General features: G+C 71.6%; 7 protein-coding genes. 3 read left to right on the top strand and 4 right to left on the bottom strand.

Annotated features, from left to right (window positions below):
* Nucleotides 1-28 precede the first annotated feature (28 nt).
* From ACFVGO_RS36065 to gndA, 3 genes are all read left to right on the top strand, one after another.
* Nucleotides 29-13,309, top strand: coding sequence for an amino acid adenylation domain-containing protein (locus ACFVGO_RS36065; protein ID WP_380636346.1), 13,281 nt, complete (start codon nt 29-31; stop codon nt 13,307-13,309).
* A 153-nt stretch (nt 13,310-13,462) separates the two neighbouring features.
* Complete coding sequence (locus ACFVGO_RS36060) at nt 13,463-14,788, top strand: MFS transporter (protein WP_380636345.1); 1,326 nt, start codon at nt 13,463-13,465, stop codon at nt 14,786-14,788.
* A 161-nt stretch (nt 14,789-14,949) separates the two neighbouring features.
* A complete protein-coding gene (gene gndA / locus ACFVGO_RS36055) occupies nt 14,950-16,404 on the top strand; it encodes an NADP-dependent phosphogluconate dehydrogenase (RefSeq protein ID WP_380636343.1) in 1,455 nt (484 codons plus the stop codon).
* Between the two features lie 73 nt (nt 16,405-16,477).
* Here gndA and ACFVGO_RS36050 read toward each other — a convergent pair whose 3' ends face one another.
* From ACFVGO_RS36050 to ACFVGO_RS36035, 4 genes are all read right to left on the bottom strand, one after another.
* Nucleotides 16,478-17,230 carry an SDR family oxidoreductase gene (locus ACFVGO_RS36050; RefSeq protein ID WP_380358161.1) on the bottom strand — a complete coding sequence of 251 codons (753 nt, stop codon included), beginning with the start codon at nt 17,228-17,230 and terminating at the stop codon, nt 16,478-16,480.
* 89 nt (nt 17,231-17,319) lie between these two features.
* Nucleotides 17,320-18,642, bottom strand: coding sequence for an MFS transporter (locus tag ACFVGO_RS36045; RefSeq protein WP_359912541.1), 1,323 nt, complete (start codon nt 18,640-18,642; stop codon nt 17,320-17,322).
* A 3-nt stretch (nt 18,643-18,645) separates the two neighbouring features.
* Nucleotides 18,646-19,278, bottom strand: coding sequence for a DUF5825 family protein (locus ACFVGO_RS36040; protein WP_359912544.1), 633 nt, complete (start codon nt 19,276-19,278; stop codon nt 18,646-18,648).
* Complete coding sequence (locus tag ACFVGO_RS36035) at nt 19,278-21,188, bottom strand: RiPP maturation radical SAM C-methyltransferase (protein ID WP_380358155.1); 1,911 nt, start codon at nt 21,186-21,188, stop codon at nt 19,278-19,280. Before ACFVGO_RS36035 ends, ACFVGO_RS36040 begins: the two co-directional genes overlap by 1 nt.
* Nucleotides 21,189-21,364 lie beyond the last annotated feature (176 nt).

Here is a 21,364-nt window from a genome sequence, read left to right as displayed (position 1 = left end):
GCAGCCGGGGCAGAATCCGCAGCCCGCGGTGATCGAGGGGCTGGTGGTGGAGCACGGTGTGACGATGCTCCAGTTGTCGGCGAGTTTGTTCAACTTCTTGGTGGATGAGCATCCGGGGGCGTTCGCGGGGGTGCGGACGGCGTTCACGGGTGGTGAGGCCGGTTCGGTCGCGCATGTGGCGAAGGTGCTGGGTCTGTTCCCGGGGCTGCGGGTGGGCAATGGGTACGGGCCGGCGGAGAGTATGGGTTTCACGACCTGCCATGCGGTGTTGGGTGAGGACCTGGCGGGGTCGTCGTTGCCGGTGGGGCGGCCGGTGGGCAACAAGCGGGTGTTCGTGTTGGACGCGTGGTTGCGTCCGGTGCCGGCGGGGGTGGTCGGTGAGGTGTATGCGGCGGGGGCCGGTCTGGCGCACGGGTATGTGGGTCGGGCGGGTCTGACGGCGGAGCGGTTCGTGGCGAGTCCGTTGGGTGCGGCGGGCGAGCGGATGTACCGGACGGGTGACCTGGGGCGTTGGCGTGCCGACGGGGTGCTGGAGTATGTGGGGCGTGCGGACGACCAGGTGAAGATCCGGGGGTTCCGGGTCGAGCCGGGGGAGATCGCGGCGGTGCTGCAGGCGCACGAGGCTGTGGCGCAGGCCGCCGTGGTGGCGCGGGAGGACCGTCCTGGGGACAGGCGTCTGGTCGGCTATGTGGTGCCGGTCACCGGCCGGGAGGTCGAGGTTGATGAGCTGAGGCGTTTCGCCACGGGGCGTCTGCCGCGGCACATGGTCCCCTCGGCGCTGGTGGTGCTGGAGGCGCTGCCGATCACGCCGAACGGCAAGCTGGACCAGCGCGCCCTGCCCGCACCCGCAGCCGTCACCGCTGACCAGGGTGGACGGAGCCCGCGCTCCGTGCAGGAGGAGATCCTGTGCGCGATCTTCGCGGAGGTCCTCGGGGTGCCGTCGGTGAGCATCGATGACGACTTCTTCGCCCTGGGCGGCCACTCGCTCCTCGCGGCCCGGTTGATCAGCCGGATCCGCAGTACCTTCGATGCCGAGCTCGGGATCCGTGACCTGTTCGACGCCTCCACGGTCGTGGGTGTCGTGGAGAAGCTGAAGGAGGGGCGTCCGGCGCGTCCGGCGCTGGTGGCGGGCGTGCGGCCGGAGGTGCTGCCGCTGTCGTTCGCCCAGCAGCGGTTGTGGTTCCTCGACCAGTTGGAGGGAGCGTCGGCGGCCTACAACAGTCACTTCGCGTTCCGGCTGCACGGCACGGTGGACATCGAGGCTCTGCGTGCGGCGATCGGTGACGTGGTGGGCCGGCACGAGGTCCTGCGCACGGTCTACCCGGCGGTCGACGGTCAGCCCCGCCAGCTGGTGCTGCCCGCCGACGACGCCCACGTCCCGTTCACGGTCGTGGAGTGCGGACGTGATGCGCTGCACGAGGAGATGCGCACGGCTGCGTTCACGCCGTTCGATCTTTCCACCGAACTTCCTTTGCGGCTGGTGCTGTTCACGCTCGGCGACGGTGAGGGTGAGTCCGTTCTGTCGCTGACCTCACATCACATCGCTATTGATGGTTGGTCGATGAGGCCGTTGTGGGAGGGGGTGGCGTCGGCCTATCGGGCGCGGTTGGCGGGGCTGGCGCCGGAGTGGGAGCCGTTGGCCGTTCAGTACGCGGACTACTCGCTGTGGCAGCACGACCTGCTGGGTGAGGTCGTGGGTGAGCAGTTGGCGTACTGGTCGGAGGTGCTGCGGGATTCGCCGCAGGAGGTGGCGTTGCCGTTGGACCGGCCTCGGTCGGGGGTGGTGTCGCGTGCGGGTGGTCGGGTGGAGTTCGGGCTGGATGCCGAACTGCATGCCGAGCTGGAGGGGTTGGCGCGTCGGCACGGGGTGACGCTGTTCATGGTGCTGCATGCGGCGTTGGCGGCTCTGCTGTCGCGTCTGGGCGCCGGCACGGACGTCCCGATCGGGACGGTGGTGGCGGGGCGTTCGGACCAGGCGTTGGACGACGTGGTCGGGTTCTTCGTGAACACGCTGGTGCTGCGGACGGATGTGTCGGGTGAGCCGTCCTTCGGTGAGTTGTTGGGCCGGGTCCGTGACACGGATCTGGCGGCGTTCACCAACCAGGACGTGCCGTTCGAGCGGCTGGTGGAGGAGCTGAACCCGGTCCGTTCGGCCTCCGTGCATCCGCTGTTCCAGGTGATGCTGGTCCTGCAGAACAACAGCGAGGAGGCGCTTCAGCTCCCGGGCGTCACGCTGGAAGCGGAGACCTTCGCCGATGCCCCGGCCAAGTTCGACCTCAACTTCGCCTTCACCGAGGCGCGGGCCGGCGATGGCACGCCGGGCGGAATCCGGGCGGAGCTGCAGTACGCGGCGGACCTGTTCGACCACGGCACGGTTGAGCTGATGGGGCGGCGGTTGGGTGCGCTGTTGGCTGCCATGGTTGCGGATCCGGAGCGGTTGGTCGGGTCGGTGGATGTGCTGGTGGGTGGTGAGCGTGAGCTGATCGTGTCGGGGTGGGGTGGTGGTTCGGGGGCGGTTCCGGCGGGGACGGTGTCGGGGTTGTTCGCGGAGCAGGTGGTGCGGGCTCCGGGTGCGGTGGCGGTGGTGGATGGTGATCGCCGGTTGTCGTACGGGGAGTTGGATGTTCTGTCGGATCGGATGGCTTCGCGGTTGGTGGAGTCCGGTCTGGTGCGGGGTGGGTTGGTGGGGGTCTGCCTTGAGCGTGGGGCGGATCTGGTGGTGGCGTTGCTGGGTGTGTTGAAGGCGGGTGGTGGTTACACGCTGCTGGATCCGGAGTTTCCTCGGGAGCGTTCGGCGGTGGTGGTGGCCGAGGCGGGTGTCGGTCTGGTGGTGTCGAGCTCGGGGTTGCGGGAGTCCGTCGAGGGACTCGCCGAGCGTGTGCTGTGGATGGATTCGCCCTGGGAACCGGCGGAGGAGCTGACCGATGGCCCGGCGCCGTCCGTACCGGTCGGTCCGGATGATGTGGCGTGTGTGATGTTCACGTCGGGTTCGACGGGTCGGCCGAAGGGTGTGGTGGCGCCGCATCGGGCGTTGGTGGGGACGTATCTGGGTCAGGATTATTGCGAGTTCGGTCCGGGTGAGGTGTTTTTGCAGTGCTCTCCGGTGTCGTGGGACGGGTTCGCGCTGGAGTTGTTCGGTGCGTTGTTGCACGGTGCGGTGTGTGTGTTGCAGCCGGGGCAGAATCCGCAGCCCGCGGTGATCGAGGGGCTGGTGGTGGAGCACGGTGTGACGATGCTCCAGTTGTCGGCGAGTTTGTTCAACTATTTGGTGGATGAGCATCCGGGGGCGTTCGCGGGGGTGCGGACGGCGTTCACGGGTGGTGAGGCCGGTTCGGTCGCGCATGTGGCGAAGGTGTTGGGTCTGTTCCCGGGGCTGCGAGTGGGCAATGGGTACGGGCCGGCGGAGAGTATGGGTTTCACGACCTGCCATGCGGTGTTGGGTGAGGACCTGGGTTCGTCGTCGTTGCCGGTGGGTCGGCCGGTGGGCAACAAGCGGGTGTTCGTGTTGGACGCGTGGTTGCGTCCGGTGCCGGCGGGGGTGGTCGGTGAGGTGTATGCGGCGGGGGCCGGTCTGGCGCACGGGTATGTGGGTCGGGCGGCGCTGACGGCGGAGCGGTTCGTGGCGAGTCCGTTGGGTGCGGCGGGCGAGCGGATGTACCGGACGGGTGACCTGGGGCGTTGGCGTGCCGACGGGGTGCTGGAGTATGTGGGGCGTGCGGACGACCAGGTGAAGATCCGGGGGTTCCGGGTCGAGCCGGGGGAGATCGCGGCGGTGCTGCAGGCGCACGAGGCGGTGGCGCAGGCCGCCGTGGTGGCGCGGGAGGACCGTCCTGGGGACAGGCGTCTGGTCGGCTATGTGGTGCCGGTCACCGGCCAGGTGGTCGATCCGGATGAGCTGAGGGGCTTCGCCATGGGGCGTTTGCCGCGGCACATGGTTCCCTCGGCGCTGGTGGTGCTGGAGGCGCTGCCGATCACGCCGAACGGCAAGCTGGACCAGCGCGCCCTGCCCGCACCCGCAGCCGTCACCGCTGACCAGGGTGGACGGAGCCCGCGCTCCGTGCAGGAGGAGATCCTGTGCGCGATCTTCGCGGAGGTCCTCGGGGTGCCGTCGGTGAGCATCGATGACGACTTCTTCGCCCTGGGCGGCCACTCGCTCCTCGCGGCCCGGTTGATCAGCCGGATCCGCAGTACCTTCGATGCCGAGCTCGGGATCCGTGACCTGTTCGACGCCTCCACGGTCGTGGGTGTCGTGGAGAAGCTGAAGGACGGCCGTCCGGCGCGTCCGGCGCTGGTGGCGGGCGTGCGTCCGGAGGTGCTGCCGCTGTCGTTCGCCCAGCAGCGGTTGTGGTTCCTGGACCAGCTCGAAGGCGCCTCCGCGACCTACAACAGCCCGTTCGCGTTCCGCCTGCACGGCACGGTGGACGTGGAGGCTCTGCGCGGCGCGATCGGCGACGTCGTCGGCCGGCACGAGGCCCTGCGCACGGTCTATCCGACGGTCGACGGCCAGCCCCGCCAGCTGATTCTGCAGGTCGGCGACGCCCACGTCCCGTTCACGGTCGAGCCGTGCACGGAGGACGAGGTGGCGGAGCGGATCTCCGCCGAGGCGTTCGCCACCTTCGATCTCTCCGCCGAACTTCCGCTGCGGGTGGTGCTGTTCACCCTCGGCGAGGACGAATCGGTCCTGGTGCTGACCTTGCATCACATCGCCAGTGACGGTTGGTCCTCCGGTCCGCTCTGGTCGGGTATCGCCTCGGCCTACCAGGCTCGGCTGGCCGGTCTCACCCCGGAGTGGGAGCCGCTGGCCGTCCAGTACGCGGACTACGCACTGTGGCAGCACAACCAGCTCGGCGACGCCATGGACCAGCAGCTCGCCTACTGGGCGGAGGCGTTGAAGGGCTCGCCGCAGGAGCTGGCTCTGCCGTTCGACCGGCCCCGCCCCGCCGCCGCGTCGCATGACGGCGAGCTGTTGGAGTTCGGGCTGGACGCCGAACTGCACGCCGAGCTGGAGGGGTTGGCCCGGCGGCACGGTGTGACGCTGTTCATGGTGCTGCATGCCGCGTTGGCGGCTCTGCTGTCGCGTCTGGGCGCCGGCACGAACGTCCCGATCGGGACGGTGGTGGCGGGGCGTTCGGACCAGGCGTTGGACGACGTGGTCGGGTTCTTCGTGAACACGCTGGTGCTGCGGACGGATGTGTCGGGTGAGCCGACCTTCGGCGAGCTGTTGGGCCGGGTCCGTGACACCGACCTGGCGGCGTTCACCAACCAGGACGTGCCGTTCGAGCGGCTGGTGGAGGAGCTGAACCCGGTGCGTTCGCTGGGCCGGCACCCGCTGTTCCAGGTGATGCTGGTCCTGCAGAACAACGACGAGGGCACCCTTCGGCTTCCTGATGTCGTCGTGACGCCCGAATCGTTCGGGACGCCGCCCGTCAAGTTCGATCTCAACCTGACCTGCGTCGAGAACCGGGACGGTTCCAATGCGCCCGCCGGTATCACGGCTGTTCTGCAGTTCGCGACCGATCTGTTCGATCGGGGGACCGCGGACCAACTGGCGGAGCGGTTGGTGCGGTTGCTGGGTGTGGCGGTCGGGGATCCGGAGGCTCCGGTGTCCGGCTGGGAGGTCTTCGATTCTCCGGAGCAGGAGCGGTACTTCCTGACGCGGGCGGAGCGGGCTCGGGCCGGTGCGGCGGAGGAGGCCGAGGAGGGGCAGGGCGTTGTGCGGGGGCATCGTGGTCCCCGGACGGCGCAGGAGGAGATCCTATGCGCGTTCTTCGCCGAGGTCCTCGATGTTCCGTCGGTGGGGATCGACGACAACTTCTTTGCTCTGGGCGGTCATTCGCTTCTCGCGACGCGGTTGATCAGCCGGATCCGTACGACCCTGAACGCCGAGCTGGGCATCCGCGACCTCTTCCGCAACCCGACCGTGGTCGGGGTCGTGGAGAAGCTGAAGGACGGTGGCCCGGCCCGACCCGCGCTGCGGGCCGGAACACGGCCGGAGGTGCTGCCGCTGTCGTTCGCCCAGCAGCGGTTGTGGTTCCTCGACCAGCTCGAAGGCGCCTCCGCGACCTACAACAGTCCCTTCGCGTTCCGCCTGCACGGCACGGTGGACGTCGAGGCCCTGCGCGGCGCGATCGGCGACGTCGTCGCCCGGCACGAGGCCCTGCGTACGGTCTACCCGACGGTCGGTGGTCAGCCCCGGCAGCTGATTCTGCCGGTCGAGGACGCCCGGGTTCCGTTCACGGTCGAGCCGTGCGCGGAGGAGGAGCTGGCGGAGCGGATCAATGCGGAGGCCTTCGGCCTCTTCAGTCTCTCGACCGAACTGCCGCTCCGCGTGGCGCTGTTCACGCTCGGCGAGGGAGAGTCCGTCCTCGTCCTGACCTTGCACCACATCGCGAGTGACGGTTGGTCCTCCGGTCCGCTCTGGTCGGGTATCGCCTCGGCCTACCGGGCCCGGCTGGCCGGTTCCGTGCCGCTCTGGGAGCCGCTGGCGGTCCAGTACGCCGACTACACCCTCTGGCAGCACAACCAGCTCGGCGAGATTCTCGACGAGCAGCTGACGTACTGGCGCGATCTGCTGGGTGAACTGCCGCAGGAGATGGCCTTGCCGTTCGACCGGCCCCGCCCTGCCGCCGCGTCGCATGACGGCGAGCTGCTGGAGTTCCATCTCGACGCCCAACTGCACGCCGAACTGGACGCGTTGGCGCGCCGCCACGGGGTCACTCTGTTCATGGTGCTGCATGCGGCGCTGGCTGCTCTGCTGTCGCGGCTGGGTGCGGGGACGGATGTTCCGATCGGGACGGTGGTGGCGGGGCGTTCGGACCAGGCGTTGGACGACGTGGTCGGGTTCTTCGTGAACACGTTGGTGCTGCGGACGGATGTGTCGGGTGAGCCGTCCTTCGGTGAGCTGCTGGGCCGGGTCCGTGACACGGATCTGGCGGCGTTCACCAACCAGGATCTGCCGTTCGAGCGGCTGGTGGAGGAGTTGAACCCGGTGCGGTCGCTGGGCCGGCACCCGCTGTTCCAGGTGATGCTGGTCCTGCAGAACAATGACGAGGGGTCGCTGGAGCTGCCGGGTCTCACCGCGCAGCCCGAGTCCTTCGGGACCCCGCCCGCGAAGTTCGACCTCAACCTGACCTGCGTCGAGAACCGTGACGGTTCCAATGCGCCCGCCGGTATCACGGCTGTTCTGCAGTTCGCGACCGATCTGTTCGATCGGGGGACCGCGGACCAACTGGCGGAGCGGTTGGTGCGGTTGCTGGGTGTGGCGGCCGGGGATCCGGAGGTTCCGGTGTCCGGGTGGGAGGTCTTCGATTCTCCGGAGCAGGAGCGGTACTTCCTGGCGCGGGCGGAGCGGGCGCGGGTCGGTGCGGCGGAGGAGGCCGAGGAGGGGCAGGGTGCGGTGCGGGGGCATCGTGGTCCCCGGACGGCGCAGGAGGAGATCCTGTGCGCGTTCTTCGCCGAGGTGCTCGATGTTCCGTCGGTGGGGATCGACGACAACTTCTTCGCTCTGGGCGGTCATTCGCTTCTCGCGACGCGGTTGATCAGCCGGATCCGTACGACCCTGAACGCCGAGCTGGGCATCCGTGATCTGTTCCGCAACCCGACCGTGGTCGGGGTCGTGGAGAAGCTGAAGGACGGTGGCCCGGCCCGACCCGCGCTGGTGGCGGGCGTGCGGCCGGAGGTGCTGCCGCTGTCGTTCGCCCAGCAGCGGTTGTGGTTCCTGGACCAGCTCGAAGGCGCCTCCGCCACCTACAACAGCCCCTTCGCGTTCCGCCTGCACGGCACGGTGGACGTCGAGGCTCTGCGCGGCGCGATCGGCGACGTGGTGGGCCGGCACGAGGCCCTGCGTACGGTCTACCCGACGGTCGGCGGTCAGCCGCGGCAGCTGATTCTTCCGGTCGGCGATGTCGAGGTGCCGTTCCGGGTGGAGCCGTGCACGGAGAAGGGGGTGGCGGAGCGGATCTCGGCCGAGGCGTTCGCGACCTTCGACCTGGCCGCCGAACTCCCGCTGCGGGTCGCGCTGTTCACGCTCGGTGAGGGGGAGTCCGTCCTCGTCCTGACTCTGCACCACATCGCGAGTGACGGTTGGTCCTCCGGTCCGCTCTGGTCGGGTATCGCGTCGGCCTACCAGGCCCGGCTGGCCGGTTCCGTGCCGGTCTGGGAGCCGCTGGCGGTCCAGTACGCGGACTACGCACTGTGGCAGCACAACCAGCTCGGCGAGACCATGGACCAGCAGCTCGCCTACTGGGCGGAGGCGCTGAAGGGCTCGCCGCAGGAGGTCGCTCTGCCCTTCGACCGCCCCCGCCCCGCCAGTGCCTCGCACGAGGGCGAGCTGCTGGAGTTCCACCTCGATCCCCAACTGCACGCCGAACTGGACGCGTTGGCGCGCCGCTACGGGGTCACCCTGTTCATGGTGCTGCATGCCGCGCTGGCGGCTCTGCTGTCGCGGCTGGGCGCCGGCACGGACATCCCGATCGGCACGGTCGTCGCCGGGCGTTCGGACCAGGCCCTGGACGACGTGATCGGGTTCTTCGTGAACACGCTGGTGCTGCGGACCGACGTGTCGCAGGCCCCCACCTTCGGCGAGCTGCTGGGCCGGGTCCGTGACACCGACCTGGCGGCGTTCACCAACCAGGATCTGCCGTTCGAGCGGCTCGTCGAGGAGCTGAACCCGGTCCGCTCGCTGGGCCGGCACCCGCTGTTCCAGGTGCTCCTGGTTCTGCAGAACAACGACGAGGGCACCCTGCGGCTGCCGGGCCTCACCGCGCAGCCCGAGTCCTTCGGGACCCCGCCCGCGAAGTTCGACCTCAACCTGACCTGCGTCGAGAACCGTGATGGTTCCAATGCGCCCGCTGGCATCCTCGCCGTGCTGCACTACGCCACCGACCTCTTCGACCGCGCCACCATGACCCTGCTGGCGGAGCGGTTGGTGCGCTTGCTCGCTGTTGTGGCCGGGGACCCGGAGGCTCCGGTGTCCGGCTGGGAGGTCTTCGACTCTCCTGATCAGGAGCGGTACTTCCTGGCGCGGGCGGAGCGGGCTCGGGCCGGTGCGGCGGAGGAGGCCGAGGAGGGGCAGGGCGCGGTGCGGGGGCATCGTGGTCCCCGGACGGCGCAGGAGGAGATCCTGTGCGCGTTCTTCGCCGAGGTCCTCGATGTGCCGTCGGTGGGGATCGACGACAACTTCTTCGCTCTGGGTGGTCATTCGCTTCTCGCGACGCGGTTGATCAGCCGGATCCGTACGACCCTGAACGCCGAGCTGGGCATCCGTGACCTGTTCCGCAACCCGACGGTCGTGGGCGTCGTGGAGAAGCTGAAGGACGGTGGCCCGGCCCGACCCGCGCTGCGGGCCGGAACACGGCCGGAGGTGCTGCCGCTGTCGTTCGCCCAGCAGCGGTTGTGGTTCCTGGACCAGCTCGAAGGCGCCTCCGCCACCTACAACAGCCCCTTCGCGTTCCGCCTGCACGGCACGGTGGACGTCGAGGCCCTGCGCGGCGCGATCGGCGACGTCGTCGCCCGGCACGAGGCCCTGCGCACGATCTATCCCGCGCACGACGGGCAGCCCCGCCAGCTGATTCTGCCCGCCGGCGACGCCCAGGTCCCGTTCCGGGTCCAGCCGAGCACGGCGGACGAAGTCGCGGAGCGGATCTCGGCCGAGGCGTTCGCCACCTTCGACCTGGCCACCGAACTCCCGCTGCGGGTCGCGCTGTTCACTCTCGGCGAGGACGAATCGGTCCTGGTGCTGACCTTGCACCACATCGCGAGTGACGGTTGGTCCTCCGGTCCGCTCTGGTCGGGTATCGCCTCGGCCTACCGGGCTCGGCTGGCCGGGCTCACCCCGGAGTGGGAGCCGCTCACCGTCCAGTACGCCGACTACACCCTCTGGCAGCACAACCAGCTCGCCGAGACCATGGACCAGCAGCTCGCCTACTGGGCGGAGGCGCTGAAGGGCTCGCCGCAGGAGGTCGCTCTGCCCTTCGACCGGCCCCGCCCCGCCGCCGCTTCGCACGAGGGCGAGCTGCTGGAGTTCCACGTCGACACCGAACTGCACGCCGAACTGGACGCGTTGGCGCGCCGCCACGGGGTCACCCTGTTCATGGTGCTGCACGCGGCGCTGGCCGCCCTGCTGTCGCGGCTGGGCGCCGGCACGGACATCCCGATCGGCACGGTCGTCGCCGGGCGTTCGGACCAGGCCCTGGACGACGTGGTCGGGTTCTTCGTGAACACGCTGGTGCTGCGGACCGACGTGTCGGATGCCCCCACCTTCGGCGAGCTGCTGGGCCGGGTCCGTGACACCGACCTGGCGGCGTTCACCAACCAGGACCTGCCGTTCGAGCGGCTCGTCGAGGAGCTGAACCCCGTCCGTTCCAGCTCCACGCACCCGCTCTTCCAGGTGATGCTGGTTCTGCAGAACAACGACGAGGGCACCCTGCGGCTGCCGGGCCTCACCGCGCAGCCCGAGTCCTTCGGAACGCCGCCCGTCAAGTTCGACCTCAACCTGACCTGCGTCGAGAACCGGGACGGCTCCAATGCGCCCGCCGGCATCCTCGCCGTGCTGCACTACGCCACCGACCTCTTCGACCGCACCACCATGACCCTGCTGGCGGACCGCCTGCTCCGGCTGCTGGCCGCCGTGGTCGCGGACCCGGACCGGTCGATCGAGGCGGTCGACGTCCTGACCCCGGCCGAGCGCCGGCGGATCCTCGTGGAGTGGAACGACACCGGGCGCGTCCCGGCGGACACCCGGCCGGTCCCGGAGATCTTCGAGGGGAGCGTCCGGCGGATGCCGGACGCGAACGCGCTCGTCTTCCAGGGCGAGGCCCTGACGTTCCGTGAGCTGAACGCGCGGGCGAACCGCCTGGCGCGGCTGCTGATCGACCGCGGGGTGGGACCGGAGCAGACCGTGGCCGTCCTGCTGCCGCGGGGCACCGACCTGATCGTCTCGCTGCTGGCGATCCTGAAGGCCGGCGCCTGCTACGTCCCCGTCGACCCGGAGTACCCCGTCGAGCGGGTCACGTACATGCTGGACAACTGCGGGCCCGCCCTCGTGATCACCGGCCGGGAGACCGCCGCGCGGTTCGCGGGCCTCGGCGGGCGCGTGCCGCAGCTGCTGGACCTGGCGGAGCCCGCGGTCGGCGCCGAACTGGCCGGCCGGTCCGACGCCGACGTGTCGGACGCCGATCGGCTCTCGCCGTTGCGCCCGGAGCACTCCGCGTACGCCATCTTCACCTCCGGGTCGACGGGGAAGCCGAAGGGCGTGCTCATCGAGCACCACTCGCTGGCCAACCTCGTCCACAGCCACCGGGAGGACGTCTACCGGGCCGACATCGCCTCCGCCGGCCGCCCCCTGCGCGCCGCCATGATCGGGGCGACGACCTTCGACGCCAGCTGGCTGCTGCTCTTCTGGCTGCTGGACGGCCACGAGCTGCACCTGGTGGACGACGGGACGCGCCGGACGCCGGAACTCCTGGTCGACTACATCGAGGCCGAGGGGATCGACTACATCGAGACGACCCCGACCTACTGCCGGCAGCTGATCGAGCTGGGCATGCTCTCCGCGGAGCGCTCCTCCCGCCCCCGGATCGTCGACGTCGGCGGCGAGGCGGTCGACGAGGCGCTCTGGGCGGACCTGCGGCGGGCCGGGGTCGCCGGCAACAACCAGTACGGTCCCACCGAGTGCACCGTGTACAGCACGAACGCCGTGATCGGCGCGTACGAGCGGCCGGTCATCGGCCGGCCGATCCGCAACACCCGGCTGTTCGTCCTGGACGACCGGCTGCGGGTGGTCCCGCCGGGCGTCCCCGGCGAGCTGTACATCGCGGGGGAGCTCCTGGCCCGCGGCTACCTGGGCCGGCCGGCCCTGACCGCCGAGCGCTTCGTGGCGAATCCGTTCGGGGCGCCGGGCGAGAGGATGTACCGCACCGGCGACCTCGTGCGGTGGCGGGCCGACGGCGCCCTGGAGTACGTGGGCCGGGCGGACGACCAGGTGAAGATCCGCGGCTTCCGGATCGAGCCGGGGGAGATCGCCGCGGTGCTGCAGGCGCACGACACGGTGGCGCAGGCCGCCGTGGTGGCGCGGGAGGACCGGCCGGGGGACCAGCGCCTGGTGGGCTACGTGGTGCCGGTCGCCGACCGGGAGGCCGACCCGGAGGAGCTGCAACGCTTCGCCGCGGGGCGGCTGCCGCGCCACATGCTGCCCTCGGCGGTCGTGGTGCTGGAGGCGCTGCCGATGACGTCGCACGGCAAGCTCGACCAGCGGGCGCTGCCGGCGCCGGTCGCCGGTGCGGGCGGCGGCGGGCGGGCTCCGCGGTCGGCGCAGGAGGAGATCCTGTGCGCGGTGTTCGCCGAGGTCCTCGGGGTGCCGTCGGTGGGGATCGACGACGACTTCTTCCTCCTGGGCGGTCACTCGCTCCTCGCGGCCCGGCTGATCAGCCGGATCCGCACCGCCCTCGGCGCCGAGATCGGCATCCGGGACGTCTTCGACGCCCCCACCGCCGCCGCCCTCGCCGGACGGCTGGACGACGCGGGGCAGGGCGACGGCGCCCTCGCCACCCTGCTGCCGCTGCGCAGGAGCAGCGGGCCGGCGGCCCGGCCGCTCTTCTGCGTGCACCCCGCGGCCGGCATCAGCTGGGTCTACTCGGGACTGCTCCGCCACCTCGACGGCGACCGTGCCCTGTACGGTCTCCAGGCCCGCGGCCTGCTGGCCCCCGAGGCCGTTCCGGAGAGCCTCGACGCCATGGTCGACGACTACCTGGCACTGATCCGCTCCGTGCAGCCGCAGGGCCCGTACGCGCTGCTGGGGTGGTCGTTCGGCGGGGTCGTGGCCCATGAACTCGCCGTCCGGCTCCAGGAGGAGGGCGAGGAGATCGAGGTCCTCACCCTGATGGACGGCTTCCCGGCCGGTGGCACCGGGACCCCGGCCGGGTCGGCCGAGGCACTGAGCGGCGAGGAGGCCGTGCGGGCGCTCCTGGAGTCGCTCGGCTACGACCCGGATTCCGCGGCGGCGGCGGACGGTCCGTTCGCGCTGCTCGACGACGCCACGCTGGAGGCCATGGCCAGGGTCTTCCTCGGGAACATCGCGGTGCTGGACTCGTTCAAGTCCCGTACGTTCAGGGGCGATGTGCTCTTCTTCGAGGCGACCAGGGAGGAGCCGTTCCCGCCGGTGCGGCCCGAGGACTGGCAGCCCCACGTCACGGGCCGGATCGAGGTGCACCGGGTGACCGGACGGCATGGTGAAATGACGCGGCCGGATCAGCTCGCCCAGATCGGCCCGGTCCTCGCCGCCCGGCTCGCGGGCGAGCGCGACGGGTCCTAGCTGCTGGATAGGCGGCCCGTGTGCCGGTCGGCACACGGGCCGCGCGACGGCCCTCCCGCTCGTCCCGGCACTGCCCGGCGAGCGGGAGGGGGCCCGGCCGCCGGGCGGTTTCGGACGGTTCGGCTTCCCTTCCTCGAGAAATTGGAGCGATCGATGGGCAATGACACACGTGGTGGCCTGCTCCGCCGCCACCGGGACTTCCGGCTCCTCTGGTTGGGCGAGACCGCGGGGCGCTTCGGTCAGTCGGTCACGGTTCTCGCCGTCCCGTTGATCGCCGTTTCGACCCTGCACGCCGACACCTTCGAGGTGAGCCTGCTGAGCGCGGCGCCCTGGGTGCCGTGGCTGCTCATCGGGCTGCCGGTGGGGGTCTGGGTGGACCGGCTGAGGCGCAGGCAGGTGATGTTCTGGGCCAACATCGTCTGCTTCGCGCTCTTCGCCAGCGTTCCCGTGGCGGCCTGGGCGGGGGTGCTGAAGGTCGGTCAACTCCTGCTCGTGGCCCTGCTCGCGGGCGCCGCCACGGTGTTCTTCCAGACCGCGTACACCGCCTACCTGCCGACGCTGGTGAAGCCGGAGGACCAGGCCGAGGGCAACGCCAAGCTCCAGGGCAGCGCCTCCGCGGCGCAGATCGTCGGGCTCGGCTGCGGCGGCCTGCTCATCCAACTCGCGGGCGCGGCCAACGGGATGCTGGTCAACACGACGACCTTCCTGCTCGCGACGCTCTGCCTGGTCGGCATCCGGCACCGGGAGGCCGCTCCCGAGCGGGTCGAACGACCGCGCGGCGCCATGGCCGAGGAGATCCGGGAAGGACTGGGGCTGCTCTTCGGCGACCCCTTCCTGCGGAGCCTGGCGCTCTTCGGAGCGGCGTCCAACCTCGCCCTGTCCGGGTACCAGTCGCTCACCGTGGTCTTCCTGGTCCGTGAGATCGGCCTGTCCTCCGGGACGATCGGCAGCCTGGCGATGGTCGGCGGTGTCGGCGGCGTGCTGGGAGCCTTCGTCGTGCGCCGGGTCAGCGCCAGGCTGGGCACCGGCCGCTCCCTGCTGATGTTCGAGCTGGTGCTGCCGGCGCTGGCCCTGCTCATCCCGCTGGCCGGCCCCGGCTGGGGGCTGACGATGGTCGTCCTCGCCTACGCCGGGGTGTCGATCGGCGTGGTGGCGGGCAATGTGCTCAAGTCCGGGTTCGTCCAGAGCTACTGCCCGAGCGGCGTGCTCGGCCGGCTCGTCGCGAGCTCCGCGTTCCTCAACTACGGCACGATGCCGCTGGGCGCCGTGCTCGGCGGCGCGCTCGGCACCTGGCTCGGCCTGCGCCCGGCCCTGTGGATCCTGACCGCGGGCGTACCGGCGGCGGCCCTCTTCCTCTACTGCTCCCCGATCCGCGGCCACCGGGACCTGCCGACCGGGCAGATGTCCGTGCGCCGGCCGGACACGGATCCTGAGACGGACCCGGAGGCGGACGTGGAGCCGGTCGAGGCGGTCCGCTGAGACGCCGGGCGTCGCCGCGGGCCCGGGGCACCTGAACGGGGGAGTTCCCCGCGCGGCGGGAGGGCGCGGGTTGTGAGCATGGGTACGGCCGGCCCCGGCGGCCGCGGCGCAGGACCCGCGGGCCCGGCCGGGGGACTCCCCGAGGAAGGAAGCACCCGCCCATGGAGGCATCCGCACAGATCGGCGTGACGGGGCTCGCGGTGATGGGCCGCAACCTGGCGCGGAACTTCGCCCGCAACGGCTACACGGTCGCGGTGCACAACCGCACGCCGGGACGGACCACGGCGCTGGTCGAGGAGTTCGGCCACGAGGGAGCGTTCGTCCCGGCGGGCTCGCCGCAGGAGCTGGTGGCCGCGCTGGAACGGCCCCGCCGGCTCCTGATCATGGTGAAGGCCGGGCAGGCCACCGACGAGGTCATCGAGGAGTTCGCCCCGCTGCTGGAAGCGGGCGACATGATCATCGACGGCGGCAACGCGCACTTCGCCGACACCCGCCGCCGGGAGCGGGCGCTGCGCGAACGCGGCATCCACTTCGTCGGCAGCGGCGTCTCCGGCGGGGAGGAGGGCGCGCTGCACGGCCCCTCGGTCATGCCCGGCGGCTCCGCCGAGTCCTACGCCGTCCTCGGCCCGATGCTGGAGCGGATCAGCGCCCACGTGGACGGCGATCCGTGCTGCACCCACATCGGCACCGACGGGGCCGGCCACTTCGTGAAGATGGTGCACAACGGCATCGAGTACGCCGACATGCAGCTCATCGCCGAGGCCTACCACCTCCTGCGGGAGGTCGGCGGGTACACCCCGGCCGAGATCGCCGAGACCTTCCGGAACTGGAACAAGGGGCGGCTCGACTCCTACCTGATCGAGATCACCGCCGAGGTGCTCGCCCACACCGACGCCGCCACCGGCAGGCCCTTCGTCGACATCGTCCAGGACGCCGCGGAGCAGAAGGGCACCGGACGCTGGACGGTGCAGACCGCCCTGGACCTCGGGTCCCCGGTCACCGCCATCGCCCAGGCCACCTTCGCCCGGGTCGCCTCCGCCCGGGCCGAACTGCGGGCGGCCTACCGGCCGCTGCCCGGGGGGACCAGGCAGGAACTGCGCCCGCACGAGGCCGAGCGCTTCACCCGCGACGTCGAACAGGCCCTCTACGCGTCGAAGGTCATCGCCTACGACCAGGGCTGGACCATGATCCGCGACGCCGCGGCCGAGTACGGCTGGGACATCGACCTGGGGGCGGTGGCGAGGATCTGGCGCGGCGGCTGCATCATCCGCGCCGCGTTCCTCGACCGGATCCGCGCCGCCCACGCCGCCAACCCCGACCTGGTCAGCCTGCTCGCCGAGGAGCGGTTCGCGGCCGAGGTCTCCGACGCCCAGGCGGCCTGGCGCACGGTGGTGGCCGGCGCGGCCCAGCACGGCATCCCCGTGCCGGCGTTCTCCGCCGCGCTCGCCTTCTACGACACCCTGCGCAGCGAGCACCTGCCCGCCGCGCTGATCCAGGGGCAGCGCGACTTCTTCGGCGCCCACACCTACCGCCGCACCGACCGTCCGGGCAGCTTCCACACGCGCTGGGCCGAGCCCGGCCGCCCCGAGGTGCGGACGGATGGCGGGACGGCGTAGCGCGTCACCGGCCGGCCCGGCCGGCCCTGCCCTCGTGGCCGCGCGCTCGGGGGCGGCTCGGTACCGGGGCGGCTCAGTACCGGGCGTCGGCGGCGTCGAGGGTGATCTCCGCGATCCGGGCGTGGCCGGGGCGGCCCATCGCCCACGCGACGGCGGCCGCCACGTCCTCGGCGAGCAGCGGGTGGTACGGCCAGTCGGTGACCTCGTGGACGCGCGGGGCGGCGGCCCCGGACAGGACCGAGGCGAACTCGGTGTTGGTGGCGCCGGGGGAGATCAGGCAGATCCGGCAGCCGCCGGGCGGCCGTTCCTCCTCGGCGAGCGAGCGGACGAAGCCCGCCAGCCCGTGCTTGGTGGCGGCGTAGGCCGCGTAGCCGGGCGAGGGCCGGGTGCCGAACAGGGAACCGACCAGCACCAGGTCCCCGCCCCGGGCGTCCAGTTCGGGCAGGAGCAGGCGCGTGACGATCATCGGGGCGAGCAGGTTGACCCGCAGCTGGGACTCCCACGGCGCGCTGTCGGCCTCCCGCACCGGTCCGTGGCCGCGGCCGTGCCCGGCCGCCAGCACCGCGCCGGCGAGCGGGCCGGGCAGGGCCGCGAGGACGTCCGTCAGCGCGTCGGCCAGTTCGTCGGTGCGCTCCAGGTCCAGGGGCGCCGCGACGGCGGCGGTGCCGTGGTCGGCGGACAGCTCCGCGGCCAGCGCCTTCAGGCGATCCTCGCGCCGGGCGATCAGCACCAGGTCGTGCCCGCGGGCGGCGAGCCGGCGCGCGGTGGCCGCTCCGATGCCGCTGCTCGCTCCGGTGATCAGCACGGTTCCCGCTTCGCCGGACATGCGGCCTCCTGTTCCTCGGGGGACGTGGTGCGGGGACGACGGGTGCGGGGACGACGGAGCTCAGGGGCCGGCGGGACCCGGGGGCGGGCTCAGGCCTTCTTCCGCTCCGCCGCCCGCTCGATCTCGGCGAGCATGTCGCGCGGGAACCAGAGGCTGCTCGCGCCCGCCAGGGCGACGGCCGCCGCCCCGACCAGCACCGGCACGATGCCGACCCGGGAGGCCAGCCACCCGCCGACGAAGGCGCCGACGGGCAGGGTGGCGGTCAGCACGGCCTGGAGGAAGGCGTTCACGCGGCCCAGCAGGTGGGCGGGGGTGACGAGTTGGCGCCCCGTGGTCATGGCGATCGACCAGACGGTGGCCAGCAGTCCGAACAGCAGCTGGTACAGCACCAGGACCGGGAACGGCAGCCCCAGGGAGGCCGCCGGGATGAGGAAGAGGGCGGCCCCCGCGCCCACGGCGCACAGCCGGATGGCCCGGGCCATGCCCAGCGAACGGGTGACGGAGGTCGCGGCCAGCACACCGGAGCCCATCCCGACGGCGTACGCGGCGTAGACGGCGCCGAGCTGCCACGGGGGCAGCTGGAGTTCCCGGTCGGCGTACAGGACGAACAGGCCGCCGCCGGCCCCGCCGCCCAGGTTGAGTCCGGCCGCGGCCAGGGCCTGGCGGCGCAGCAGGGTCTCGCGCCGGATGACCGCCAGGCCTTCCCGCAGGGCTTCGAGGCGGGAGCGCGCGCCGCTGCCCGCGTTCGCCGGCCGGTTCAGGGAGGTCGGCAGCGCGAGGAACAGGGCCCCGCCGACGAGGTAGGCGGCGCACTCGACCAGCAGCGCCGGGGCCGGGTCGATCACGCTGATCAGGAGGCCGCCGAGCGCGGGCCCGCCGATCAGGCCGATGGTCCGGGCGCCGGTGAGCGAGGAGTTGGCCGGCAGCAGGCGTTCCGCGGGCACCACGCGGGGCAGACAGGACTGCAGCGCGACGCTCTGGGCGGAGTTCAGCGCCCCGGAGGCGGCGGCCGCGGCGAACAGGTGCGGCCAGGTCAGGCCGTCCAGCGCGGCCGCGAGCGGCACGCTGCCGATGGCGGGGACCTGCAGCCAGGACAGCGAGACCAGCATCCGCCGCAGCCGGGCCCGGTCGACGGCGACGCCGATGAGGGGGCTGAGCAGGACGCCGGGCAGGTAGGTCATCGCCATCAGCGCCGAGGCGCCCAGCGGGCCGGCGTGCAGGTGGGCGATGGCCAGCAGCGGCAGCGCCAGCGCGGTGACCTGGCGTCCCACCGAGCTGGTCATCTGCTCCGTGACCAGCAGCAGCAGCGGACGGTGCCGGCGCAGCGGCACGGATTCCGGGGCCGGGGGCGGGGTCGCGGGCGGGCCGGACTCCGCGGGTACGGACGACTCCTCGGCCGTGGAAGATCCCATGTATCAGACTCCTGTGTCGGGCACGGTCCAGTGGCGGATGCGTGGAGGCAGTGTCACCGCCCAGCCCCGCGTGACGAGCACGAGGCCTTCGGACGCCAGGACGGACACGGCCTCACGGCCCGTACTGCTGAGGTCGTCCAGGGCGGTGGGGGTCAGGCAGGCCCGGAAGGTGGCCACCAGGTCGGGGTGGTCCAGCGCGAAGCGGGCCGAGGCGTCCGGGTCCCGGCGGTCCCTGACCTGGAGGAAGCCCGGTCCCTGCCGGTAGTAGAACCGTCCGTACGCGTAGGCGGAGCGCCACTCGGCCAGGGCGGGTCCGGCCTCCGCGGCCCCGGAGGGGTCGGCCGTCCCGGGATCCTGCGGGGCGGGCGGCGGCAGGTGGTGCAGGTGGTGGAGGGCGAAGTCGGCGGCGGAGGGGTCCCGCAGAGCCGGGTCGTCCGGGGCCAGGGACCACCGCACCGGGAGCACGTGGCTCTGGCACTCGCGCAGCAGCCGGACGGCCTCGGCGGCGGGCCGCCCGCCCGCGCCGAGGGGGACCGGCGCGGCGAGGACGACCAGCCGGCCGTCCAGCCGGTGGGGGACCGTGTCCGGCAGGTCCGGCAGGTCCGGCGCCGCGAGGGAGGGCTTGGCGATCGGCATCACGCCACCTCCTCGGGGGTGGGGAGGGCGGCCGGGAAGGCGGTGCCCAGGTCGGGTGCGCGCACCGGCACCGCCCGGGTGGGCAGCGCGAGCAGGGTGTCGTCGTCCTTGAACACCAGTCCGTGCGCGAGCAGTTCGCGTCCCCAGTCGGTGAGCGTGTCCAGCGGGACCTCGTACCCGGCCTCGGCCAGGCGGCGGTGCAGGGCGGGGAGGGTGCGGCCGTGCTCCAGCTCGCGGAACGCGGCGGCCCGCCAGTGCGTCAGCCGGTGGGTGCGCCGCGGCCAGCCCTCGCGTTCGTCGTGGACGAGCAGGTCCCCCTCCTCGCCGCCGTCGCCGCCGTCCGCGGCCGGTTCGAGCAGGAGCCGGGAGGACGGGTAGGCCTCCGTCCAGCGGTCGATCTCCTCCGCCAGCCGTCGTTCCAGTTCGCCCTGGATTCCGGTGGCCGGGGCGTCGAACAGGTAGACCAGGTCCTCCAGTTCCTCCCGCGGCAGCTGGTAGACGTGCTGGTAGATGTCGGCGGGGCGGCGCTCGGTGAAGCCCAGCGCGGGGTTGGTGAAGTGCGGGCTGAACCGCTCCAGCGCTATGCGGGTGGCACCGCCCGGGGGCTGGAGGTGGCGCAGGGCGGGCATCTGGTCGATGATCTCCGTGTAGTCCTCGTCGCGTTCGCCCGGGAACCCGTAGAGGTAGTTCCAGACGCAGGTGAGCGCGTGGTTCTCGCACTCCCGCATGGTACGGACGTTGCGGGCGCCGGTGACCCCCTTGTCCATCAGACCGAGCACCCGGCTGTTCAGGCTCTCGATGCCGGGCTGGACGTGGGTGACCCGGGCGCGGCCCAGCAGGGCGATCTGGTCCTGGCTGAGGTTCGACTTCACCTCGTAGTGGATGCGCAGGTCCCACCCGCTGTCGGCGGCCCGTGGCAGGAAGTCACGGAAGTAGTCCATGCTGATGATGTTGTCGACCGTGATGACATCGAGCAACTTGTGCCGCTGGACGAGCCGTTCGATCTCGGACCAGAGCTGCTCGCCGTTCTTCGAACGGAACTCCATCAGGCTGCCGTTGAGCCCGCAGAAGGTGCAGTGGTGCTTCTCGCCCCACCAGCAGCCGCGGGCACCCTCCACCACGAGCTTGGGCTCGACGAACTCGGCCACCGGGGAGGAGTCGAAGGACTCCTGCCAGGCGTCGAAGTCGGGGCTGGGCAGCAGTCCGATCGGGACGGTGCCGCGGGCCTCCCGGTTGGCACGCGAGGTGCCGCCGTCCCACCAGCAGACCCCGGGGACGTCCGCGGGGGCCGTGCCGCGCTCGATGTGGGCGAGCAGCGCCGGGAAGGTCTTCTCGGCCTCCCCGCGCACGACGTGGTCCAGGAAGGGGTGGTTGCGGTGCAGGGCGTGGCCCATGACGCTGTCGCAGTTGCTGCCGCCCAGCACGGTGACGACCTCGGGCCGCAGGCGCTTGATCTCCCGGGCGAGGGCGAGCGAGGGCACGTTCTGCAGGAAGGTGGTGGTCATGCCGACCACGTCGGGGTCGGTGGCGAGCACCTCCCGGGCGGCCTCGGCGATGAACCGCGCGGCGTGCGGGCGCATCCGCAGCAGGCTGTCGATCGACGATCCGGTGCGGGCCGCGTAGGCGGTGAGCTGCTCGGTGCCCCACTGGTCGTCGTCGTAGAGGCTGCCGGAGAAGACCCAGTCGCCGAAGCCGTCGAACACCTGGTCGTCGGCGACGGTCATGTACTCCGTGGGCGTCAGTTCGCCGTCGCTGTGCTCCAGCAGGAACTCGGCCCAGCGCAGCCACCCGTGGTACTCGGCGACCTCGTCGGCCGGCCGTTCCCGGGCGACGAGTGCGTGCAGGAGACCGACCTGGAGCGACGGCATCTCCAGGGCCTGCCACGGCATGGAGACGAGCGCGATACGCATTCCCTGGCCTTTCGGACTCTCGGACGGTGAGGAGGACAGTGGAGAGGGGGGGGGGGGGAGGGGAGGGGGGGGGGGGGGGGGGAGAAAAGGGGGGGTGTTTTTTTTTTTTTTTGTTGTTTTTCTTTTTTTTTTTTTTTTTTTTTTTTTTTTTTTTTTTTTTCAACCACCTCTTCTCT

It is taken from the genome of Kitasatospora sp. NPDC057738, assembly GCF_042798815.1.
Classification (GTDB): Bacteria; Actinomycetota; Actinomycetes; order Streptomycetales; family Streptomycetaceae; genus Kitasatospora; species Kitasatospora lactacystinica.
This window is presented reverse-complemented; position numbering and strand designations above follow the sequence as displayed.

Excerpts from the sequence above, each read along its gene's own strand:
- ACFVGO_RS36040 (WP_359912544.1), bottom strand. The coding sequence starts at position 19,278 with ATGCCGATCGCCAAGCCCTCCCTCGCGGCGCCGGACCTGCCGGACCTG.
- ACFVGO_RS36045 (WP_359912541.1), bottom strand. The coding sequence starts at position 18,642 with ATGGGATCTTCCACGGCCGAGGAGTCGTCCGTACCCGCGGAGTCCGGC.
- ACFVGO_RS36035 (WP_380358155.1), bottom strand. The coding sequence starts at position 21,188 with ATGCGTATCGCGCTCGTCTCCATGCCGTGGCAGGCCCTGGAGATGCCG.
- ACFVGO_RS36060 (WP_380636345.1), top strand. The coding sequence starts at position 13,463 with ATGGGCAATGACACACGTGGTGGCCTGCTCCGCCGCCACCGGGACTTC.
- ACFVGO_RS36050 (WP_380358161.1), bottom strand. The coding sequence starts at position 17,230 with ATGTCCGGCGAAGCGGGAACCGTGCTGATCACCGGAGCGAGCAGCGGC.
- gndA (WP_380636343.1), top strand. The coding sequence starts at position 14,950 with ATGGAGGCATCCGCACAGATCGGCGTGACGGGGCTCGCGGTGATGGGC.